The 24452-nt window shown below is 55.1% G+C and carries 1 pseudogene (cut by a window edge); it reads left to right on the forward strand.

Features of this window, described 5'->3' with window-relative positions:
- Positions 1-24452: pseudogene (locus EL628_RS30870) on the forward strand (non-ribosomal peptide synthase/polyketide synthase); its annotated part runs 14098 nt beyond the window's last position; the annotation flags it as partial.

Consider the following 24452-nt stretch of genomic DNA (forward strand, 5'->3'; position numbering starts at 1 on the left):
ATGTCGTACGACGAATTAGCTTTCTCTCTGGAACAAGAAGCTCTGTTTTTACAGCTGCTCGAAGAAGAAGGCATGAAGGTTGAGCAGCAGACGATTCCCCTGAGAAAAAATACTGATCCCATCCCACTTTCTTTTACACAACAGCGTTTGTGGTTTCTTGATCAATTAGAGCCAGGTCTGGCCCTCTATAATATGCCTGTTGCCGTTCGCCTCAAAGGCTCGATCTCGGTCAGTGCTTTAGCGCAGGCATTGAATGAGATGAAGCGGCGTCATGATATTTTACGCACAACGTTTACATTGACTGAGCAGCAAGCTCTCCAGATAATTCATCCGTATGAGCCCGCCATCTTGCCTCTTATTGATCTACAAGGGCTGCTGGAGGGTGAGCGAGATATGCAGGCCAGCCGCTGTGCAACAGAAGAGTTTCAGCGGCCCTTCGATCTCACTCAGGGTCCACTTCTACGCTCTCTAGTGCTGCGCCTGGACCAGAACGAGCATGTATTATTGCTGACTATCCATCATATTATTTCAGATGCCTGGTCTCAAGGGATTCTGATGAGTGAATTGACGACACTCTACGCAGCCTTTGAGCAGGGTCAGCCCTCGCCACTTCCTGACCTACCGCTTCAATATGCGGATTATTCAGTCTGGCAACGTGGATGGTTACAAAAAGAGGTGATTGAGAAGGATCTGCTCTACTGGAAAGAACAGTTGCAGGGGCTATCCGATACGCTAGAATTGCCTCTTGATTATCCTCGTCCCCCGATCCAGACGTTTCGGGGTGGGTCAGAGCATGTTGAGATCTCCCTTTCCTTGCTTACTGGCCTTAAACAGCTTGGGCAACAGGAAGATGCAACACTCTTTATGCTCTTGCTGGCAGCTTTTCAGATCCTGCTGGCTCGCTATAGCCATCAGGACGATATCGCGGTGGGGGCGGCAATTGCTAATCGCACCGTCCCTGAATTAGAGAACTTGCTTGGCTTTTTTGCGAATACATTGGTGTTGCGAACCAGATTGTCGGATGTTCTAAGCTATCGTGATGCGATTAACCATACACGTAGAGTAGCGCTGGATGCATATGAGCATCAGGATGTCCCGTTTGAGCAGATAGTAGAGGCTCTTCAGCCCGAGCGAAGTTTGAGCCATAATCCCCTCTTTCAGGTGATGTTTACGCTCCAAAACGTGCCATTTGCGAACCTCGATCTCAGCGATCTTGTCTGGCAGCCACTGGCAATTGAGAATAATACCGCCAAATTTGATCTCACTCTGACCCTGGTCGAAACCGATCAAGGGGTGGTAGGGAATCTCGAGTATAATCGCGATCTCTTTAAAGCCTCTACTATTCACAGTATGCTTGAACATTTTAAATGGTTGCTTGAGCGTCTACTCGCAAATCCTGATGGAAATATTTGGAATCTTCCTCTTGTCTTGCCCGCTGAAGCCGAACAGATGCTGGTACAGTGGAATGAGACTGCACGCCCCTATCCACACGAGGCGACCGTACCACAGCTCTTTGCAGAGCAGGCTGCCCTGCGACCCGACGCCATCGCGCTGGTCTGTGGACAGGATCAGATCAGCTATGGGGAACTGGAGCGACGAGCTAATCAGCTGGCTCATTGCTTGCAGACATTAGGCGTAGGCACTGAAGTAGGCGTTGGACTCCATGTGCCGCGTGGGCTCTCTCAACTGATTGCCCTGCTTGCCATCATGAAAGCGGGCGGCCATTATGTCCCCCTGGACCCTCAGGCTCCGCTCGAGCGGCTACGTTTCCAGCTTGGTCAGGCCGGAGTGAACCTGCTACTGACCGATCCCGGTCTGCCCCAACTCGAGGGAGCGTGGCGCAGTCTGGACCTGAACCAGCTCCTGCACGAGAGCACCCACCTGTCCAGCGAGCCGCCTCAGCAGCAGGCGCAGGCGCAGACGCTGGCCTATATCCTCTTTACCTCTGGCTCGACTGGCGAGCCCAAAGGCGTGGCCGTCCCGCATCAAGCGATCATCCGCCTGATCAGCCAGAACTGGTTTGCGCAACTGGACCACGAGCAGATTGGACTGCAACTGGCTCCGCTGGCCTTTGACGCCTCCACCTTAGAACTGTGGGGCTCGCTGCTGCATGGGGCCCGGCTCGTCCTCTTAACGGAGCAGCTCCCGGCGCTTGAACGCCTGGCGCAGGTGGTGCAGGAGCAGGGGGTGAGCTGGCTCTGGCTGACGGCTGGACTGTTCCAGCAGGTGGTGGAGTATCAGCCCGAGGCGCTGGCCGGAGTGCGTCAGGTGTTGGCAGGCGGGGATGTGCTGGGTCCAGAGCCGGTGCGAGCGCTTCTACGAGCCCATCCGGGACAGCAAGTGATCAATGGCTATGGTCCGACGGAGAATACGACCTTCACCTGCTGCTATCCGCTGGACAATCCCGAGCAGGTGGAGGCGGCCATTCCGATTGGGCGACCCATCAATCAGAGCACAGTCTATGTGCTGGATCGGCATCGGCAGCCGGTACCGATAGGGGTGATTGGCGAGCTGTACACGGGTGGTCATGGACTGGCGCGAGGCTATGTGGGTCGGTCGGAGCTGACGGCAGAGCGTTTTGTGCCTCATCCGTTCAGTGCGACGGGAGGAGAGCGGCTCTACCGAACGGGGGATCTGGTACGCTGGCGAGCGGATGGGGTGCTGGAGTATGTGGGACGAGCGGATCAGCAGGTGAAGATCCGAGGTTATCGCATTGAGCTCGGCGAGATCGAGCAGGCCTTGAGACAGCAGGAGGCTCTTCGGGATGCCATTGTGCTGGCACGTGAAGATGCGCCAGGGATCAAACGGCTGGTTGCCTATCTGGTTGTAGAAGAGCACGCGACGATGGATTGGGACACGATCCAGGCGAGCTTGCAGGAGCGCCTGCCTGAGTACATGGTGCCGGCGCTGCATGTGGTATTGCAGGCCTTCCCTCTGACGCCCAATGGCAAAGTGGATCGCCGCGCCCTGCCCGCACCGGAGTATGCGCATCTGGCGGATGCACAGAGCTACGTTGCGCCAGGAAACGAGCAGGAGCAGCGGCTGGTTGCGATCTGGCAACAGGTCCTGGGGGTAGAGCAGATTGGGGTGCATGACAACTTCTTCTCCCTGGGTGGTGACTCGATTTTGAGCCTGCAAGTCGTGGCCCGTGCTCGCCAGCAGGGGCTTGTGCTGACGCCTCGCCAGCTCTTCCAGTCTCCCACGATTGCTGCACTGGCCGCGAGCCTGACACCGGACAGCGAGCAGTCGGTTATTGAAGCCGAGCAGGGAGTCGTGACTGGCTCTGTCACATTGACGCCGATCCAGCACTGGTTCTTTGAGCAGAATCAGCCTGATCCGCAGCACTGGAACCAGGCCATGCTCCTGCGCACTCCTGCGGAGCTCTCCTGGCCTCTACTCACAGAGACACTTCAGGCCCTGCAACGTCAGCATGATGTCCTCCGGCTCCGCTTTGCCCCGACCCCCGATGGCTGGCAAGCGACCCATGCCGAAGAGCTCTTAGAGGTCCCGGCCTGTCACGTTGATCTGACCACAATTCCTCAGGAATACCGTCTCCGGGTCATGGAAGCCTGTGCCGATCAGATTCAGGCCAGCTTAAATCTGGTTCATGGCCCCATCTGGCGCGCAGTCTCGTTTCATCTCGGACCCCAGCAGGAGGGGAGATTGCTCCTGGTGATCCACCATCTGGTCGTCGATGGCGTCTCCTGGCGCATCCTGCTGGAAGATCTCCAGACGGCATACGACCAGGGACAGCGTGGAGCATCGATCCAGTTGCCAGCCAAGACGACCTCCTGGCAACAGTGGGCAAGCCACCTGGAGAGCTATGCCCAGAGCGAGGTTGTAAGCGAACAACTGGCTTACTGGCAGCAGCAAGCAGCGCTTCCTGTGGCAACGCTCCCGATCGATCACCTTGAAGGGAAGAACACGGTCGCGTCAGCACAGAGCGTGCTGATTGCTCTCAGTCAGGCTGAGACACAGGCCCTGCTCCAGGAGGTGCCAGCAGCCTACCGAACGCAGATCAACGATGTCTTACTCACCGCACTGGCACAGGCCTTGCAGCAGTGGACGGGACAGAATAATCACCGCATCAACCTGGAAGGACATGGGCGTGAAGATCTGTTTGCCGATGTCGATCTCTCGCGGACCGTCGGCTGGTTCACAAGCATCTACCCGCTTGTTCTCTCTTTGCCTAATGATCCACAGGATTTGGCGACCGCTCTGAAAGCGATTAAAGAGCAGGTGCGAGCTATTCCTTCTAATGGTATTGGCTATGGACTGGCCCGCTATCTGCGTTCGGATAAGGATGGACTACGAGAGGAGATTGCGCCGCAGATCAGCTTTAACTATCTGGGCCAGTTTGACCAGACTCTTGCCCAGACGGCTCTCTTTGTTCCCGCCCAGGAGTCACCTGGCATGTTAGTCAGTCCATGGGGGCATCGCGAGCATCTGATCGAGATCACTGGCAGTATCAGTGGCGGACAATTGCGTCTGGTCTGGACCTATAGTCAGCAGGTGTATGAGCAGGAGACGATCGACAAGCTTGCTCAACATTACCTGAAGGCGTTGCAGTCGTTGATTGTGCATTGCCAATCCCCCTCCGCAGGTGGGTATACACCATCGGATTTTCCGCTGGCATCGTTGAAGCAGAGCCAGGTAGATCTGATCTATAGTACCTATAAGCAGATTGAGGCCATCTATCCACTCTCACCTTTGCAGCAGGGCCTGCTCTTCCAGAGCCTGTATGCTCCCGGCGAAGGAGACTACATCACCCAGGCGCAATTCTCTTTCCAGGGTTCACTCAACTGTGCAGCTTTTCAACGTGCCTGGGAACAGGTCGTCGATCGCTATAGTATTCTGCGCACTGCATTTCTCTCCGATCTGGTTGATGATCCCCAGCAATTGGTTCTCACTCACGTTTTAGTACCCTTTAAGCTGGAAGATTGGCGTGATGTCCCCACAGATGAGCAGGAAAGGCGTCTGAACGCGTATCTCCAGCGAGATCGCCAGCAGGGCTTCGTGCTGGATCATGCCCCCTTAATGCGCCTGACCCTGATCCAACTGGAGGACGAACGCTACGACCTGCTCTGGACGCATCATCACCTCTTGCTGGATGGCTGGAGCCTGCCGCTGGTCTTGCAAGCCGTCGGCCAGGCCTATGAAGCCCTCGTAACTGATCGTCCGTTGCGCTGGCCCGCAGTGCGACCCTATCAGGACTATATCGCGTGGCTGGCCCGCCAGGATCAGCAGGCGGCTGAGCGCTTCTGGCGTCAATCTCTGGCCACACTGGAACCTGCGGCCCCTCTCATACTGAGGGAACCACCTCATCCGGACGAGATCACATTGCGTCGAGCTGAACACAACTTGCTGCTTGGTTTTGAGCAGACACAGAGCCTCCAGCAGAGTGCTCGTCAGCAGCAACTCACCCTCAACACGCTCTTACTGGGAAGTTGGGGCTGGCTCCTGGCAACCCTGAGTGGGCAGGAGCAGATCGTACTGGGAACCACGCTGGCCGGTCGTCCACCAGAGATCTCTGGCAACGAAGAGATGGTGGGACTCTTTATCAATACCTTGCCCCTGCCTCTGCACATCGATGGCAAGCAGACCTTGAACACGTGGCTGCAACAGGTGCAGCAGCAGCAGAGCGCCATGCGCCAATACGAATTCACCCCGTTGCAACAGGTTCAGAACTGGAGCCCATTCCCCGGTGGTCAGGCTCTTTTTGAGACCCTGTTCGTCTTTGAAAACTATCCTTTACCCGTAACAGCAGCCTCTCCATCTTCAGTGCAGATCAACACTGCCCGTACACAGGAACAGACGCCGTACCCGCTGACCTGTGTTGTCATGCCCGGCGAGCAGGTACAGCTACGGTTACTCTATGATCAGACGCGCTTCTCGCCCGAGACTATCGAGCTTCTTCTCAGTCGCTACCATCAGCTGCTTACAAGCCTGCCAGATGTATTGGAACGGCCCATCGCCAACCTTACGGCTCTCCTGGACTCGGAGCGAACCGTATTATTGGAGCAATGGAGCCAGCAGAACACGCCAACCCCTCGCGAGAGCACCGTCCCACAGCTTTTTACTGAGCAGGCTGCGCAGAGGCCCGACGCCATCGCCCTGGTCTGCGAGCAAGATCAGATCAGTTATGGGGAACTGGAGCGACAAGCCAATCAGCTGGCTCATCGCTTACAGGCATTGGGTGTCGCGACTGAAGTGGGCGTTGGACTCCATGTGCCGCGTGGACTTTCCCAACTGATCGCTCTGCTCGCCATCTTGAAAGCAGGCGGCTATTATGTCCCGCTGGACCCTCAGGCTCCGCTCGAGCGGCTGCGCTTCCAGCTTGGTCAGGCTGGAGTGCGCCTGCTACTGACCGATCCCGATCTGCCCCAGCTCGAGGGAGCATGGCGCAGCCTGGACCTGAGCCAGCTCCTGCGCGAGAGCGAGCACCTGTCCAGCCAGCCGCCTCAGCAGCGGGCGCAGGCGCAGACGCTGGCCTATATCCTCTTCACTTCCGGCTCAACCGGTGAGCCCAAAGGCGTGGCGGTCCCGCATCACGCCATCATCCGACTGGTCAGCCAGAACTGGTTTGCGCAACTGGACCACGAGCAGATCGGGTTGCAACTGGCTCCGCTGGCCTTTGACGCCTCCACCTTAGAACTGTGGGGGAGCCTGCTGCAGGGAGCCCGGCTCGTGCTCTTAACGGAGCAGCTTCCCGCGCTTGAACGGCTGGCGCAGGTGGTACAGGAGCAGGGCGTGAGCTGGCTCTGGCTGACCGCAGGATTGTTCCAGCAGGTGGTGGAGTATCAGCCCGAGGCGCTGGCGGGAGTGCGCCAGGTGCTGGCCGGTGGGGATGTGCTGGGTCCAGAGCCGGTGCGAGCGCTCCTGCGAGCTCATCCGGGACAGCAGGTGATCAATGGCTATGGTCCGACCGAGAATACGACCTTCACCTGCTGTTATCCAATGGATGATCCCGAGCAGGTGGAGGCGGCCATTCCGATTGGGCGACCCATCAATCAGAGTACGGTCTATGTGCTGGATCGGCATCGGCAGCCGGTACCGATAGGGGTGATTGGCGAGCTGTACACGGGTGGTCACGGACTGGCGCGAGGCTATGTGGGCCGGTCGGAACTGACGGCAGAGCGCTTTGTACCGCATCCGTTTAGTGCGACGGGAGGAGAGCGGCTCTACCGAACGGGGGATCTGGTGCGCTGGCGAGCGGAGGGAGTGCTGGAGTATGTGGGACGAGCGGATCAGCAGGTGAAGATTCGCGGCTATCGCATTGAGCTCGGCGAGATCGAGCAGGCCTTGCGACAGCAGGAAGCGGTTCGGGATGCCATGGTGCTGGCCCGTGAAGATGCGCCAGGGATCAAGCGGCTCGTTGCCTATCTGATCCTGGACGAGCACGCAACGCTGGATTGGGACACGATCCAGGCGAGCTTGCAGGAGCGCCTGCCCGAATACATGGTGCCGGCACTGCATGTCGTGGTAGAAGCCTTCCCCCTGACGCCCAATGGGAAGATTGATCGCCGCGCCCTGCCTGCACCGGAGTATGCACATCTGGCGGACACGCAGAGCTATGTCGCACCAGGAAACGAGCAGGAGCAGCGGCTGGTCGCAATCTGGCAACAGGTTCTGGGGGTAGAGCAGATTGGGGTCCATGACAACTTCTTCTCCCTGGGAGGCGACTCGATATTGAGCCTGCAAGTCGTGGCCCGCGCGCGTCAGCAGGGGCTTGTGCTGACGCCTCGCCAGCTCTTCCAGTCTCCCACGATTGCTGCACTGGCAGCGAGTCTGACCCCGGACAGCGAACGGTCGGTGATTGAAGCCGAGCAGGGAATTGTAACTGGTTCTGTATGGTTGACGCCGATCCAGCACTGGTTCTTTGAGCAGAATCAGCCCGATCCTCAGCACTGGAACCAGGCCATGCTCCTGCGCACCCCTGCGGAGCTCTCCTGGCCTGTGCTGAAACAGGCGTTGCAGGCTCTACAGCATCAACATGACGTGCTCCGGCTTCGCTTTGCCTCGACCCCCGATGGCTGGCAAGCGACCCATGCAGAAGAGCTCTTAGAGGTCCCAGTCTGTCACGTTGATCTGACCACCATTCCTCAAGAGCACCGTCTCAGGGTTATTGAGGTCTGTGCTGATCAGATTCAGGCCAGCCTGGATCTGACCCATGGCCCCATCTGGCGTGCCGTCTCGTTTCATCTCGGACCCCAGCAGGAGGGGAGATTGCTCCTGGTGATCCACCATCTGGTAGTTGATGGCGTCTCCTGGCGCATTCTGCTGGAAGATCTCCAGACGGCCTACCAGCAGGGACAGCGTGGAGCATCGATCCAGTTGCCCGCCAAGACAACCTCCTGGCAACAATGGTCGCGTCACCTGGAGAGCCATGCCCAGAGCGAGGTCGTGAGCGAGCAACTGACCTACTGGCAGCAGCAGGCCACGCTCCCGGTAGCGCTTCTTCCAGTCGATCACTCGGGCGGAGAGAATACAGTGGCATCGGCACAGAGCGTGCTGATCTCGCTGAACCAGGCTGAGACCCAGGCCCTGCTACAAGAGGTGCCAGCAGCCTACCGAACACAGATTAACGATGTCTTACTCACCGCGCTGGCACAGGCCTTGCAGCAGTGGACCGGGCAGAGTACCCATCGCATCCATCTGGAGGGGCATGGGCGTGAGGATCTCTTTGCCGATGTTGATCTCTCGCGGACGGTGGGCTGGTTTACGAGTATCTACCCGCTTGTTCTCTCTTTGCCCCAGGATCCGCAGGATTCGGCGACCGCTCTGAAAGCGATTAAAGAACAGGTGCGAGCTATTCCTTCCAATGGTATTGGCTATGGTCTGGCCCGCTATCTGCGCTCGGATAAGGATGGATTGCGAGAGGAGATTGCTCCGCAGATCAGCTTTAACTATCTGGGCCAGTTTGACCAGACGTTGAACCAGACGGCTCTCTTTGTCCCGGCTCAGGAGCCATCAGGTCTGGCTATCAGTCCACGTGGGCATCGTGAGCACCTGATCGAGATCAATGGCAGTATCAGTGGCGGCCAATTGCACCTGATCTGGACCTATAGTCAGCAGGTGCATGAGCAGGAGACCATCAACAGGCTCGCGCAACACTATTTGCAGGCATTGCAGGCTCTGATTGCTCATTGTCAATCGCCTGCCGCAGGCGGGTATACTCCCTCAGATTTCCCGCTGGTAAAACTGAGCCAGGCCCAACTGGATGCAATTCTGAGCAGCGATCAGGGTGGGATCGAGGCCATCTACCCACTCTCGCCCTTGCAGCAAGGCCTCCTCTTCCAGAGTCTCTATGCTCCAGGAGAAGGCGATTACATCATTCAGGTCCGTCTGACCTTGCGTGGGGAATTACGAACAGGCACATTTATTGATGCCTGGCAGCAGGTGATGAAGCGTCATGCGATTCTGCGCACAGGCTTCGTCTGGGAAGAGGTTGTGCAACCTCTTCAGGTAGTTCATCAGCATGTCTCCCTCCCATATGAGCAGCACGATTGGAGCGCTCTCTCGTTGGATGAGCGGACAGAACGTTTGCAGCTCTACCTGCGTGCAGATCGAATCCAGGGTTTTGACCTGACCCAGGCACCTTTGATGCGCCTGACCATCGTGCGTACAGATGAAGATAGCCACGAGATTGTGTGGACGCACCATCACCTTTTGCTGGATGGTTGGAGTCTCCCGGTTCTGCTGCAAGAAATATTTGCCCTCTACGAGGCTTCGGTTGCGAATAGACGACTGACCCTGAGAGACGTAACCTCTAATCAAGACTATATGGCCTGGCTGGCGCGACAGGATATGCGCAGTGCCGAACAGTTCTGGCGGCAGAACCTTGCGGGCTTCTCAGCTCCAACACAGCTGGATCTTGAGCGTCCATCTGGACATAGTAGCACTATTGAAGATCGGCATGGTATGCACTACCTGGCCCTGCCGAAAGAGCTCACATCGGCATTGCAGGAGATGGCGCGTCAGCAGCATCTGACGCTCAATACGCTGGTATTGGGAGCCTGGGCACTGCTCTTGAGTCGTTACAGCGATCATGATGATATCGTTGTTGGTTCCACGGTCTCTGGCCGGCCAGCAGAACTTTCCGGTGTCGAGACCATGGTAGGGCTGTTCATTAATACCCTTCCGGTTCGTGTGAAGTTGCCAGCAGGCCAGCCTTTACGCTCCTGGCTTCGGGGATTGCAGGAGCAGCAAAGCGAACTGCGGCAGTATGAATATACCCCACTCGCCCAGGTCCAGAGTTGGAGCGAGCTTCCCAGAGGTCAGCAATTATTCGAGAGTCTGCTGGTGTTTGAGAACTATCCTATCGATAGCAGTATGCTCAGCAAGGAAGTTCAGGGTGGTCAGGCCAGCCTCCAACTACAGACCATGAATGTGAAAGAGCAGTCTGCCCAGCCCCTCATGCTGGTGTGCACGCCGGGTCAGCAATTGAGCTTGCAGCTCATGTATCAGCGTACACACTTTAGCGATCTGGCAGTTGAGCAGATGCTGAGGCATCTTCAGACGCTCCTGACCGCCATGGCTGCTCAACCAGACGTGTCACTGGCACGTATAGCCATGCAGCCACCGCAAGCACTCAGTACATGGACACAAAGCATCCCTGTTACCGGCGGACTTCATGATAGATTTGAGCGGCAGCAGCAGCAAACTCCTGATGCTATTGCGCTCGTCTTTGAAGATCAACAATTGACCTATCGCGAACTCAATCAGCGAGCCAATCAGCTTGCGCATCATTTGCGTGGCCTGGGTGTGGGGCCCGATGGACTGGTGGGGCTGGCCGTTGAGCGCTCGCTGGAGATGCTGGTAGGCATCCTGGGCATCCTCAAAGCTGGTGGGGCTTACGTTCCACTCGATCCGAGCTATCCACAGGAGCGCCTGGCATTTCTCATGGCGGATGCGCAGATCCAGGTGCTGCTAACGCAAGATCCAGTTCTTGCTCGCCTGCCTGAATATACCGGTCCTACGCTGTGTATGGATCGCGATTGGCCGTTGATCTCTCATCAAAGTGAAAGCACCCCACAGGTTCTTTCGGATGAAGGGCATCTGGCCTATATCATCTATACCTCAGGCTCGACAGGACGGCCAAAAGGTGTGCTGGTCAATCATAGCAACGTCCTGCGCCTCTTTGAGTCTATGCCTGAGCCGATTCACTTTAGTTCTAGTGATGCGTGGACACTCTTTCACTCATATGCATTCGACTTTTCTGTCTGGGAGATGTGGGGAGCGCTGCTCAATGGCGGACGCCTGGAAGTGGTGCCCTTCTGGGTGAGCCGCTCTCCCGATAGTTTCCATCTCTTGTTGTGTGAGAAAGGGATCACCGTTCTCAATCAGACGCCATCGGCTTTCCGACAATTACAGGCCATTGATGAACTTCAAGAGACCAGTCCCAACTTTGCACTACGCTATGTGATCTTCGGAGGTGAGGCGCTGGAACTGGCAAGCTTAAGTCCATGGGTCCAGCGTCATGGCGATGCGCAGCCACTACTCGTCAACATGTATGGCATTACCGAGACGACCGTTCATGTGACGACGCGTATTTTACGGAGAAGCGATATCGAATCTGCACCGGGCAGCCTCATCGGAACGCCTCTGGCCGACCTGAAGCTCTACGTATTGGATCGTCACTATCACCCGGTTCCGGCAGGAGTTACAGGTGAACTCTATGTAGGTGGGTCTGGCCTTGCGCGTGGGTATCTCAATCGCACTGAGCTGACCTCCGAGCGCTTTATCCCCAATCCTTATGGGCAGTTAGGGGAGAGACTCTATAAAACCGGTGACCTGGCGCGCTATCGGGCTGATGGCGAATTAGAGTATCGTGGGCGTGCGGATGAACAGGTAAAAGTTCGTGGCTTCCGTATCGAACTGGGAGAGATCGAAAGTGTGCTGGCACAACATCCACAGGTGCGAGAGGGGGTCGTAGTCTTCAGGCAGGCCGCTAATGGTGTGAAGAGGCTTGTGGCTTATATTGTACCCATTGCGCAGGCTCCGGCTGAGACATTGGTCGCTGACGTCCGTAGTTATATGCAGCAACGCCTTCCAGACTATATGCTTCCCGCAGTATTGGTGACATTGCAGCACATGCCCCTTACCCCCAATGGCAAAATTGATCGTCGCGCTTTACCTGAACCAGAACAGCGCTCTACAGGAACAGACGAGCAGCAGCTCCCTCAGACCGAGATTGAGAAACGCCTGGCACTGGTCTGGCGACAGGTTCTGGGCATTGGTCAGGTAGGGATTCATGAAAACTTCTTTACGCTGGGTGGCGACTCGATCTTAAGTATTCAGGTTGTCTCATTGGCGCGGCAAGAGGGTATCTATCTGACGCCGAGGCAGCTCTTCCAGCATCCAACGATCAGCGAACTGGCGACTGTTGTAGGCACCATTGTCAAAGTAGAGGCGGAACAGGGAATAGTAACAGGAGAGCTCCCCCTTACCCCTATTCAACAGTGGTTCTTCGAGCAAGAGCAGCCAGATCCTCATCACTGGAATCAGGCGATGCTCCTCACCAGTTCACATGCCTTAGATCCAGCGATCCTGCGTCTGGCTGTAGCAGAACTTCTGCGGCATCATGATGTACTCCGGCTCCGGTTCGAGCATCAGGACGGAAACTGGAGACAGCGTAATTCTGGTCTATCCAGTGCCATACCGTTCCAGATTCTAGACCTATCTGCTGTCCCCGTTGCTGAGCGCGAACAGGCCATTGCCACAAAGGCCACTGAGGTGCAGGCGAGCCTGGATCTCACCCATGGACCAGTGCTGCGCGTCGCGTATCTTCAGTTCGCCGCACACGAACCTGGACGTTTACTGATTGCCATCCACCATCTGGCGGTTGATGGGGTCTCCTGGCGCATCCTGTTGGAGGATCTGCAAACAGCCTACCAGCAGATCTTGCAGGGCAACGAAACGGTCCAGTTGCCTCCAAAGACCACATCCTATCAACAATGGGCCCAACAGTTGCAGAGCTACGCCCAGACGGATCGCGTGCGCCAGGAGCTGAGCCACTGGCAGCGTCAGGCCGAAAAACAGACCACAAGCCTTCCAAGAGATCACGCACAGGGAAGCAATACAATTGCATCAACTCAGACCATAAGCCTCTCGTTAAGTGAGCAAGAGACCAGTGCTCTATTACATCAAGTTCCACAGGCTTACCATACACAGATCAACGATGTCCTGCTGACGGCATTTGCCCTGGCATTTATCAGATGGACCGGGCAGCGTGCAATCACAGTGCATCTTGAGGGGCATGGGCGCGAGGAGATTATCGAAGGGATCGACCTCTCAAGAACGGTTGGCTGGTTTACCAGTATCTACCCGGTCAGACTTGAGCCAGGAACTGAGGCACAGCCCATTGAGGCCCTCAAAGCCATTAAAGAACAGTTGCGGCAGATTCCACGTCATGGCATTGGCTACGGTCTGTTGCGCTACCTGAATGGCGCGATACAGGGCAGCGAACAGGTACAGAGCATGGTCGAAGCCGAGGTGAGTTTCAATTATCTAGGTCAATTTGACCAGGTACTTCATACCGACAGTTTATTGCAACCAGCTACGGAGTCAAGCGGATCTGCTGTAAGTACTCGTGGATACCGTACGCATCTGGTGGATATGAATAGCAGTATTTATGGAGGACGATTACAGTTGATCTGGTCATATAGTCAAAACATTCATCGTCAGGAGACCATTCAGGCATTAGCGCAGGACTATTTGCAGCTCTTACAAAAACTGATCTCCCTCTGCCTGGCACCCGAGGCTGGTGGATATACACCCTCAGATTTTCCTGAAGCTGAGGTGAATCAGAAAGATCTTGATAAACTGCTGAACCGCTTAGGTCAGAAAAAGAAAAGGCAGAAATAGAGTATGTCAACAACCACTATTCAAGATATCTATGCACTCTCTCCAATGCAACAGGGCATGCTTTTTCACAGCCTGTATGCTCCTGATGCCGGAATGTATATAGAGCAAGTTAATTTTGTTGCTGACGGTGATTTCTCTCTCCCTCTTTTTATTCAAGCCTGGAATATTCTGCTGAAGCATCACTCTATTCTGCGGACGGCTTTTGTCTGGGATGATATCGATAAACCGCTCCAGGTCGTGTATCAAGACGAAACGCTCCCATTCTCACTGTATGACCTACGTGATTGGTCGATTGAGCAGCAGAAAGAAGAGGTAGAGGCGTTTCTCACGGCTGATCGCAAGCAGGGCTTTGATCTCTCTGAAGCGCCGCTGATGCGCCTGAGCTGCTTCTGGCTGGGGAGCAAGACCTATCAATTTGTCTGGACTCATCATCATATTTTGCTGGATGGTTGGAGCATCGCAACGTTTCTGCGCGAGCTCTTTGCCTGTTATCAGGCGTTGAGCCAGGGAACTGCGGTCCCTTTGAAGCCAGTTCGTCCCTATCGGGATTATATCTCCTGGTTACGGCAGCAGAGCTCTGCTGATGCGGAGGCATTCTGGCGTGGTGCCCTGCAAGGCTTTTCTTCTCCTCTGAAGCTGGCGATTGAGCGTGCATCTGGTGCGCGGTGGCAGGATGAGCATGGACAGCAGAAAGAACATTGGCTGGCGCTCTCTGCTCCTCTGACACAAACCCTTCTCCAGGTTGCTCGTCAGCAGCAATTAACGTTGAATGTGCTGGTGCAGGGAGCCTGGGCTCTTCTTTTGAGCCGTTATAGTGGGCAAGACGATATCGTTTATGGCACGACCGTTTCTGGACGTCCGGGCGATTTAAGCGGCGTCGAAGCGATGATCGGGCTCTTCATCAATACGCTGCCTATGCGGGTGCGTGTCGAACCAGAAAAGACGTTTCTCTCTTTGCTCAAAGATCTCCAATCTTTTCAGAGCCAGGCCCAACAATATGAATACAGTCCGCTGGCTGAGGTCCAGAACTGGAGTGGCATCGAACATGGCAAGTCATTGTTTGATAGCCTGTATGTCTTTGAGAATTATCCACTCGCCGATGCTATTGCTGAGCAACGCGATGATCAGCAGGAGCAGGGGCTACGGCTGCAATTTGCTCATGCGCTTGAGCGTGCGAACTATCCCCTGACGCTGATTGCCCTGCCAGGCAGCTCACTCACTGTCAAGATCGCGTATGATACAGCACACTTTGCTGATGATGCGATTGCGCAGATGGCCGGGCATCTTGATCTGCTTTTAACAAACCTGGCCTCCAATCTTGATAAGCGTCTGAGCCATATTTCTCTGTTGACGCCGGATGAACTGGATCGGCAGTTGATCAACTGGAATGCAACGAAGGCACCATATCCTGAAGAGAGCTCTCTTCATCAGCTCTTTGAGCAGCAGGTGGAGCGCACGCCCGATGCCATCGCTGTTGTCCTACAAGAGCAACAGCTCACCTATGCTGATCTGAACCGCCGCGCTAATCAGCTTGCCTATTATTTACGCGCAAAAGGCGTTGGTCCCGAGGTATGCGTAGGTATCTCTGTCGAGCGTTCTCTTGAGATGGTTATTGCCTTGCTTGCTATCTTCAAGTCTGGGGGGGCCTATGTGCCGCTGGACCCGGCTTATCCTGCCGAGCGACTGGCTTTTATTCTGCAAGATGCTCAGATTTCGTTGCTACTGACACAACAGCATCTGGCACAACGTCTTCCCTCCCATACGGCTGAACTGATTTATCTGGATACCCAGTGGCAGTCCATTAACACGGAGCAGACAGAGAATCCCGCGCTTGAGATCCTGCCCGAGAATCTGGCCTATATTATTTATACCTCTGGCTCGACAGGAACCCCCAAAGGTACCTTGCTGGTCCACAAAGGCCTGTGTAATTTGGCAACCGCGCAGATTCAGGCCTTCAATGTGACCGCCTCCAGCCGTGTCTTCCAGTTTGCATCGCTAAACTTTGATGCCTCCATCTCTGAAGTCGTCATGACATTACTGGTGGGAGCGACCCTGTGTCTGGAAACACAGCCTGCACAACTTGTTGGATCGGCCCTGTTGGATCTCTGCTACGAGCAAGGGATTACGACCATCACCCTTCCGCCCTCGGTGTTAGCTGCATTGCCTGACACAACTGCTCCCATTTTTCAATCGTTAGTGAGTGCAGGTGAGGCTTGTTCAGCGGAGATTGTTGCGCGTTGGAGCCAGTGGAGACGCTTCCTCAATGCCTATGGCCCGACAGAGACGACGGTCTGTGCCACTATTGCAGAATGTGTTGCGGATGGAGAGAGGCCATCGATCGGTCATCCTATCGCTAATACGCAGGTCTATCTCCTGGATGCAGCGATGCAAGTGGTGCCTGTCGGGGTGACAGGTGATCTCTATCTCAGTGGTGTGGGTCTGGCTCGTGGCTATCTCCATCGTCCAGACCTTACCTGCGATCGCTTTCTGCCGCACCCATTCACGGATGAGCCAGGGGCGCGCCTGTATAAAACGGGCGACCTGGCGCGCTATCGAGCCGATGGCAGTATCGAGTATGTTGGACGGCAGGATGACCAGGTCAAGATTCGTGGCTATCGCATTGAACTAGGCGAGGTTGAACGCGTCCTGAGCCAGCATCCACATGTACGAGATGTCGTGGCCATTGCCCGCGAAGATGCCACAAAGCATAAGCGGCTGCTGGCCTATGTTGTACTGAAACAGGGAGAGATCTTCTCGCCAGCCGAGATGCGTACATATCTCCAACAGCGCATCCCTGAGTATATGATCCCGGCCTTTTTTATCTGTCTCGAACGTCTGCCTTTGAATGCCAATGGCAAAGTTGACCAGCGAGCCTTGCCAGATCCAGATGTGAGCCTGCGTCTGACAAATGGGCAGGAGTATCGTGCGCCACGCAATGAGATTGAGCAACAATTAGTCGATATCTGGGAAGAAGTCCTGGGGATCGAACACATTGGCATCCATGATAATTATTTCACCCTGGGCGGCGATTCTATTCTGAGCATTCAGATTATCTCGCGCGCCAATCAGGCGGAGATCTATCTGACCCCGAAACAGATCTTTCAATATCCAACCATTGCAGAGCTTGCCGCCACTGTTGAGACGGCTCCTGGCATTGAGGTTGAGCAAGGATTGGTGACGGGCGAGGTTCCTCTCACGGCCATTCAGCACTGGTTCTTTGAGCAAGAGCAGCCAGCGCAGCATCATTGGAATCAGGCTGTTCTGCTCCGTAGCCAGCCACAACTGAAGATCGATCTACTGATGCAGGTTGTAGCAGCCCTGATCCATCACCACGATGCGCTGCGCCTGCGCTTCAAGCCGAATGGACAGCACTGGACACAGATCAATACCACCATTGTGGATGCTGTCTCAGTGATAGATCTCTCCAACACACCACAGGAAGAGCGCGCTGCATCCATCGCCAGTCAGGCTGAGAAAGTGCAGGTAAGTCTGGATCTGGAGCAAGGCCCGCTCATGCGCGTCGTCTACTTCAACCTGGGAGAGCATGAGGAAGGGCGGCTACTGATGGTTGTGCATCACCTGGCCATCGATGCAGTCTCCTGGCGCATCCTGCTGGAAGATCTCCAGACAGCCTACACACAATTGCAGCAGGGACAGGCCATTCAACTGCCAGCCAAGACCACCTCATACCAGCACTGGGCGCAGCAATTGCATGAATATGCACAGAGCGCTGAGATCGAACAGGAGCAGGCGTACTGGCTGTCGCTGGCAGGGCGCGATTATGTCTCTCTCCCTGTGGACCAGCAGACAGGTGCCAATACGGTTGCATCAGCACGTCATCTGGCGCTTTCGTTAAGCGCAGAGGAGACGCGCACGCTCCTACAAGAGGTGCCAGCGGCCTATCATATGCAGATCAATGAGCTCCTGGTGGCAGCGCTTGCCCTGACCATCCTGGACTGGACTGGTCAGGACTCCTTCGTTATTGATCTGGAAGGGCATGGGCGCGAGGATATTGTCGCGCAGGTCGATATCTCACGTACAGTTGGTTGGTTTACCACAATCTATCCCGTCCCTTTGCAGATTGATAAAACGATGCAGATGGGGCCGATGCTCAAGGCTATCAAAGAGCAATTGCGCCAGACGACGCGTAGAGGCATGAGCTATGGTCTGCTCCGTTACCTCAACGAAGCGCTGCAGAATACGCCTGAACTTCAACAGTTGCGTACCTTACAAGGCGAAATTGGTTTTAACTATCTTGGGCAATTTGGCCAGGAGAGTACCAGATCCGCGTTGTTTAGTCCCGCCAATGAAGCGAGCGGATCTCCGGTCAGCCCGCAAGGCTACCGCACCCATGTTCTGGAGATGAATAGTAGTGTCAGCGCGGGTCAGTTACATGTAATCTGGTCGTATAGTCAGAATCTTCACACGACAGAGACGATTGAGGCGCTGTCACAGGCGTATCTTGCCACTCTGCGTCATCTGATGACCTTCTGTCTGAATGAAGGCGCTGGAGCGGGTTATACGCCCTCGGATTTTCCTCTGGCCAGACTCACGCAGGCGCAGCTTGATGGTATTCTAGCTGGAAGTCAGCCGGATGTGAGAGCTATCTATCCTCTTTCGCCGTTGCAGCAAGGCCTGCTGTTTCACTCACTCTACGAACCTGAAGGAGGAGCCTATCTGACTCAGGTTGGCAGCACCTTACAGGGCAGACTGAATCTAGAGGCGTTCACTCAAGCCTGGCAACAGGTTATTGAGCGCTATACCGTCTTGCGGACGGCATTTGCCTGGGAGGGCCTTGAGGAGCCACATCAGATTGTTTTCCAGCAGGCTGAACTGCCGTTTGTCCAGTATGATTGGCGCGGCCTATCAGATGTGGAACAACGGGCACGTCTGACGGTCTACCTGCGGATGGATCGTGTTCAGGGCTTTGATCTTGCGCGTGCTCCATTGATGCGTCTGGCACTATTTAGAGTGCAAGATGATCTCTATGAGTGTGTCTGGAGCCATCATCATGCTCTGCTGGATGGATGGAGTATCTCCATTCTGCTCGGCGAGATCTTTGGTGGATACGAGACGCGTTGTCAGGGGCTGCATGTGCAGATGAACCCTGTTCGGCCCTATCAAGACTATATTGCCTGGCTCGGGAGACAGGATGAGCGCGAGGCCGAAGCCTACTGGCGTCGGTTGTTGCGCGGCTTTGAGACGCCCACTCCGTTTGGTATTGATTCTATCAGCCCGACAGCGGTTGAGATTGGGTATGAGGAACAGACGGCCCAGATATCGTCTACAACGATGCAGACCTTACAGGATCTGGCGCGACAATACCAGTTTACGCTTAACACGCTGGTCCAGGGTGCCTGGGCTCTCCTGCTCAGCCAGTATAGCGGTCAGAAAGACCTTGTCTTTGGCACAACGGTTTCTGGTCGCGGTGCCAATATAGCCAATATTGAGACGATGGTTGGGCTCTTAATCAACACGCTTCCGGTCCGTATTCAGATCGATCCTGATAGGACGCTGCTCTCCTGGCTCCAATCCCTTCATTCGCAGCAAGTGGAGCAGCTTCAATATGAATATAGCTCGCTTGTACAGGTACAAAGCTGGAGCGAGGTACCACGCGGTACGCCGCTCTTTGAGAGCCTCTTTGTCTTTGAGAATTATCCTGTCAACAATAGTATCTACACCAGTCAGAGCAGCCTTGCTATTCAAGCGATGCACTCTAAAGAGCAATCTAATTATCCGCTGAGCCTTCTGGTTGTTCCAGGGTCACAACTTCTCCTGAAAGTGGTCTATAACACGAACCGCTTTAAGTCAGCAGACATTGAGCGCCTGTTAGGAGATATGCAGACACTTCTAGAGAAGATGGCTGCTCATCCTGAGCAACGTCTGGTGCATCTCTCCTCCTTGACGACCCTGGAGCGCCAAAAACTGCTTCAGGAGTGGAACGACACCGGGATTGATTATCCGCTCGATGTATGTATTCATCAGCTCTTTGAGGCTCAGGCTGAACGCTGTCCTACGGCGCTGGCGGTTGACTATGCTGGCGAGCGTGTGACCTATGCCGATCTCAATCGTCGTTCGAATACGCTGGCCTCTCATCTTCAGGAACTTGGGGTAGGGCCAGATGTTCTTGTGGCTCTGTGTGCCGAACGTTCTGTCGAGATGGTGGTCGGGATACTTGGCATTCTCAAAGCGGGAGGCGCATACGTTCCCATTGATCCATCGGCCCCACCCGCGCGACTGACCTTCCTCATGGAGGATATTCAGCCAACCGTTATTCTCACGCAATCATGGCTCCGCGAGCGTCTTCCTGCGCATGCAGCTCAGCTCATCCTATTGGATCAGCTATCTGCTCTGTCTGCGCCGAGACCTGCCGAGCCTGTTCACATCGATTCCAGCAATCTGGCATATATCATTTATACCTCAGGGTCCACCGGGCAGCCCAAGGGTGTCCAGGTCAGCCATCAGAATCTGGTGCATTCGACGCTGGCGCGTATGCGTTACTACAGTGAGCCAGTGACGAGCTTCTTGCTTCTCTCCCCATTTGCCTTTGATAGCTCGGTCGCTGGTATCTTCTGGACCTTGTGCCAGGGTGGGACACTCTGTCTGCCCCAGGAAGGCTCCCAGCAGGATATCACGCAACTCGCTGAAATCATCAGTTCCAGGCGTATCTCGCATCTGCTGACGCTCCCTTCTCTCTATCAACTCTTGCTGACAAATACACCATCGCACCAGCTGACCTCGCTCAACACCGTGATTGTGGCTGGCGAGTCCTGTCCTGAAGAGTTAGTTGAACAGCAGGCAGCATCGCAGCTTACCGCCTTGCTGTACAATGAGTATGGCCCAACCGAAGGGACCGTGTGGAGCAGTGTGTATTGCTTTGATCAGCAAGCGGTGCACCAACCAGTCTCTATTGGTCGTCCGATTGCCAATATGCAGACCTATATCCTGAATGCCTTCTTACAGCCCGTCCCGATAGGCATCGTCGGCGAGCTCTATATCAGCGGCGCGGGTCTGGCCCGTGGGTATCTGAATCGTCCCGAGCTCACCAGCGAACGGTTTATTCCTCATCCTTTCAATGGCTCCGAGGGGGCGCGCCTCTACAAAACGGGCGATCTGGCCCGCTATCTGCCCGATGGAAATATTGAGTATTGTGGTCGTGCCGATCAGCAGATCAAAATCAGAGGCTATCGTATCGAGCTCGGTGAGATCGAAAACGCCTTATTGCATCATCCAGATGTTCGTGCAGCCGTCGTTGTTGCCAGAGAGGATCAGGGCCGCTCCAGACGCCTGGTTGCTTATGTTGTCGGGAGATCTGAGCCCACGCTCACGACAAGTAACCTGCGCGACTATCTGCGTGAGCGTTTGCCAGAGTATATGCTTCCGGCAGCGTTTGTGCTTCTGGATATGCTGCCATTGAATCCAAACGGAAAAGTTGACCGGCGGGCTCTTCCAGCGCCTGAGCAGGCGTTACTGCTGGATAGCGAGGCCTATGTTGCACCACAAACAGAGGTGGAGCAAACATTGGCCGAGATCTGGGCTCGCGTATTGGGACGAGAGCATGTTGGTACGCATGACGACTTCTTTGCCCTTGGCGGCGACTCCATCCTGAGCATCCAGATCATCTCATCTGCGAAACAGGCCGGAATCCAGTTTACCCCCAAACAACTATTCCAATATCCAACGATCAGCCAGCTTGTCACCGTCGTCAACACGACAACCCAGAGCCTGGCCGAACAGGGGAGCGTCTCAGGAGATGTTCCATTAACGCCGATTCAACGCTGGTTCTTTGAACAAGAGCAGCCTGCGCCCCATTATTGGAATCAGGCCATGCTGCTGGCTGTGAGCGAGCCGCTGGATCCAGCGCTGATCCAACGAGTTGTCGAGCTGCTTATCCACCATCATGATGCGCTGCGCCTCCGCTTCGTTGGCACGAGACAAACAAACGCAGCGACTTCAACGGGCGAGATCCCTTTTTCTGTTATCCACCTGTCCACTATCTCGCCCGACAAACATCGCCTGATGATTGAAGCCATCTCGTCCGCAGTCCAGGCCAGCCTTGATCTAAGCAGTGGTCCATTGCTGCGCGTGGTCTACTTTGAAGCGGGTGAGCAAGCAAAATCAAGGTTACTCTTTGTGGTCCACCATCTGGCCATAGACGGTATCTCCTGGCGTATTCTTCTCGAAGATTTCCAGACTGCTTATACACAGTTGAGTCAGCAGCGTCCGGCAATGTTACCGGCCAAGACCATTTCATTCCAGCAATGGTCGCGTTTCCTGACAGACTATGCCCAGAGCGACCAGCTGCTGACCGAACTGCCCTACTGGCTCGATTCAGTGCGTCAACAGATTCAACCTTTACCAGTGGATCAGACCGATGGAGAGAACAGTGTGCTCTCTGCGCAGACCATCCTGGTCTCACTGAGCAAGACCGAGACCAGCGCCCTTTTGCATGAGGTGCCTCAAGCCTATCGTACACAAATGAATGAGATTCTGCTCACCGCTCTGGCGCTGGCATTAAAGAACTGGACAGGCGAGCAAGCATTCTTAATAAATCTTGAGGGCCACGGACGAGAGGACCTGTTCGAAGGTGTTGATCTCTCGCGAACCGTCGGCTGGTTTACAAGCCACTATCCACTGCTCCTGAAACTGGAAGCCCATTGGAGCCTGGATGAGACCCTTAAAGCGTTGAAAGAACAGGTGCGCCAGGTGCCACAGCGCGGCATTGGCTATGGCCTGTTGCGCTATCTGAGCCAGAATCGCTCGGCCACAGAGCAGTTGAGCCAGTTGCGCTCATTGCCAGAAGCCGAATTGAACTTTAACTACCTGGGGCAATTTGACCAGCTCGAGCATGGATTATTTGTTGCAGCCTCTGAGTCGAGTGGGTCGCCCGTCAGCCTGGAGGGGAGACGCACACATCTGCTGGATATCAACGCGAGCATTAATGGGGGCCAACTGTATATCGCTTTAACATCAAGCCAGAACCGCTATCATGAAGCAACTATGACGGCTCTCGCTCAAGGCTACCTTACTGCTTTGCGTCAGATCATTGCTCATTGCCAATCGTCTGAGATGAGCAGCTATACTCCCTCAGACTTTCCGCTGGCCCGGCTCAACCAGAGACAACTGGATGCAGTCGTTGCCGGTAGACGTGAGATCGAGGCGATCTATCCCCTCTCGCCTTTGCAGCAGGGCTTACTCTTTCAGAATATGTATGCTCCAGGACAGGGCGACTACATTATCCAGTTGCACTTCACCTTTCAGGGTGAGTTCCATATGGATGCCTTTGTCGATGCCTGGCAGCAGGTGATGCAGCGCCATCCTATTTTACGGACCTCTTTTCATTGGGAGAGCGTGGATGAGCCGCTACAGATCGTACAAAGACAGGTGAAGCTACCTGTTGAGCAGCAGGATTGGCGTGCCTGTTCGCATGCTGAGCAGGAAGCGCAACTCCACGCCTATCTGTACGAGGATCGCATCCGTGGCTTCGATCTGACTGCCTGTCCATTAATGCGTCTGATGATCATCCAACGTAGCACTGATAGCTATGAATGTATATGGACTCATCATCACATTCTCCTTGATGGATGGAGCATGCCGATCGTCCTCAATGAAATCTTGCTGTGCTATCATGCCATCAGTAATCAGGAGACGATCACGCTTGCGCCTGTGCGGCCCTATCAAGAATATATCTCCTGGCTCATGCGACAGGATATTGCTCAGGCAGAGGCATTCTGGCGACGTACGCTCGCTGATTTTACGATGCCAACGCAGCTGCGCGTTGAGCGTACTACGCGCACACAGCACGCTCATGGACAGGGCGAGGAGCTTATCCAGCTATCTGCTGAAGCGACACAACATATGCAGACCTTGATTCGTCAGCATCATCTCACTGCCAATACCTTTGTGCAGGGGGCCTGGGGCCTGCTCCTGAGCCGTTATAGTGGTCAGGATGATGTTGTCTTTGGAGCCTCTCTCTCTGGACGACCAGCAGAGATCGTGGGCGTTGAGTCGATGGTCGGACTCTTTATCAATACGCTGCCCGTACGCGTGCGCATTACTCCCCAGACCCCTCTGCTCCCCTGGCTTCAGACTCTCCAGGAACAGCAGAGCGAGGCTCGCCAGTATGAATACAGCCCGCTGGTACAGGTTCAGAACTGGAGCGATATCTCTCGTGGCACGCAACTGTTTGAGAGCCTGTTCGTTTTCGAGAATTACCCCATCGATAGCAGCAGCGTCCAGGGTATTCAGACCAGCCTTCAACTTCAGGCAGCGCGGACCATTGAACAGACCAGCTATCCACTCACCGTCGTTGTCTTGCCCGGTGAGCAGCTCGGTATCAGGTTGATGTATGATCGGGCTCGTTTTGCCGATGCTACCATAGAGCGCCTGCTTCACCACCTGCGAACATTGCTCGAAAATATGCTGGCCGCTCCAGAGCAGTGCCTTGCCCGTATCTCGATGACTTCCCTGGAAGAGCAGAGGGCCATTGAGTTGCCTTCACTCTTGAGCGATAGCGCACTGGTAGCCCCTCGAGAGTGGCTGCACCAGCTTTTCGCACAGAGACAGGCCGCAGCTCCCGATGCAAT

The sequence above is a fragment of the Tengunoibacter tsumagoiensis genome, assembly GCF_003967535.1.
Classification (GTDB): domain Bacteria; phylum Chloroflexota; class Ktedonobacteria; order Ktedonobacterales; family Ktedonobacteraceae; genus Tengunoibacter; species Tengunoibacter tsumagoiensis.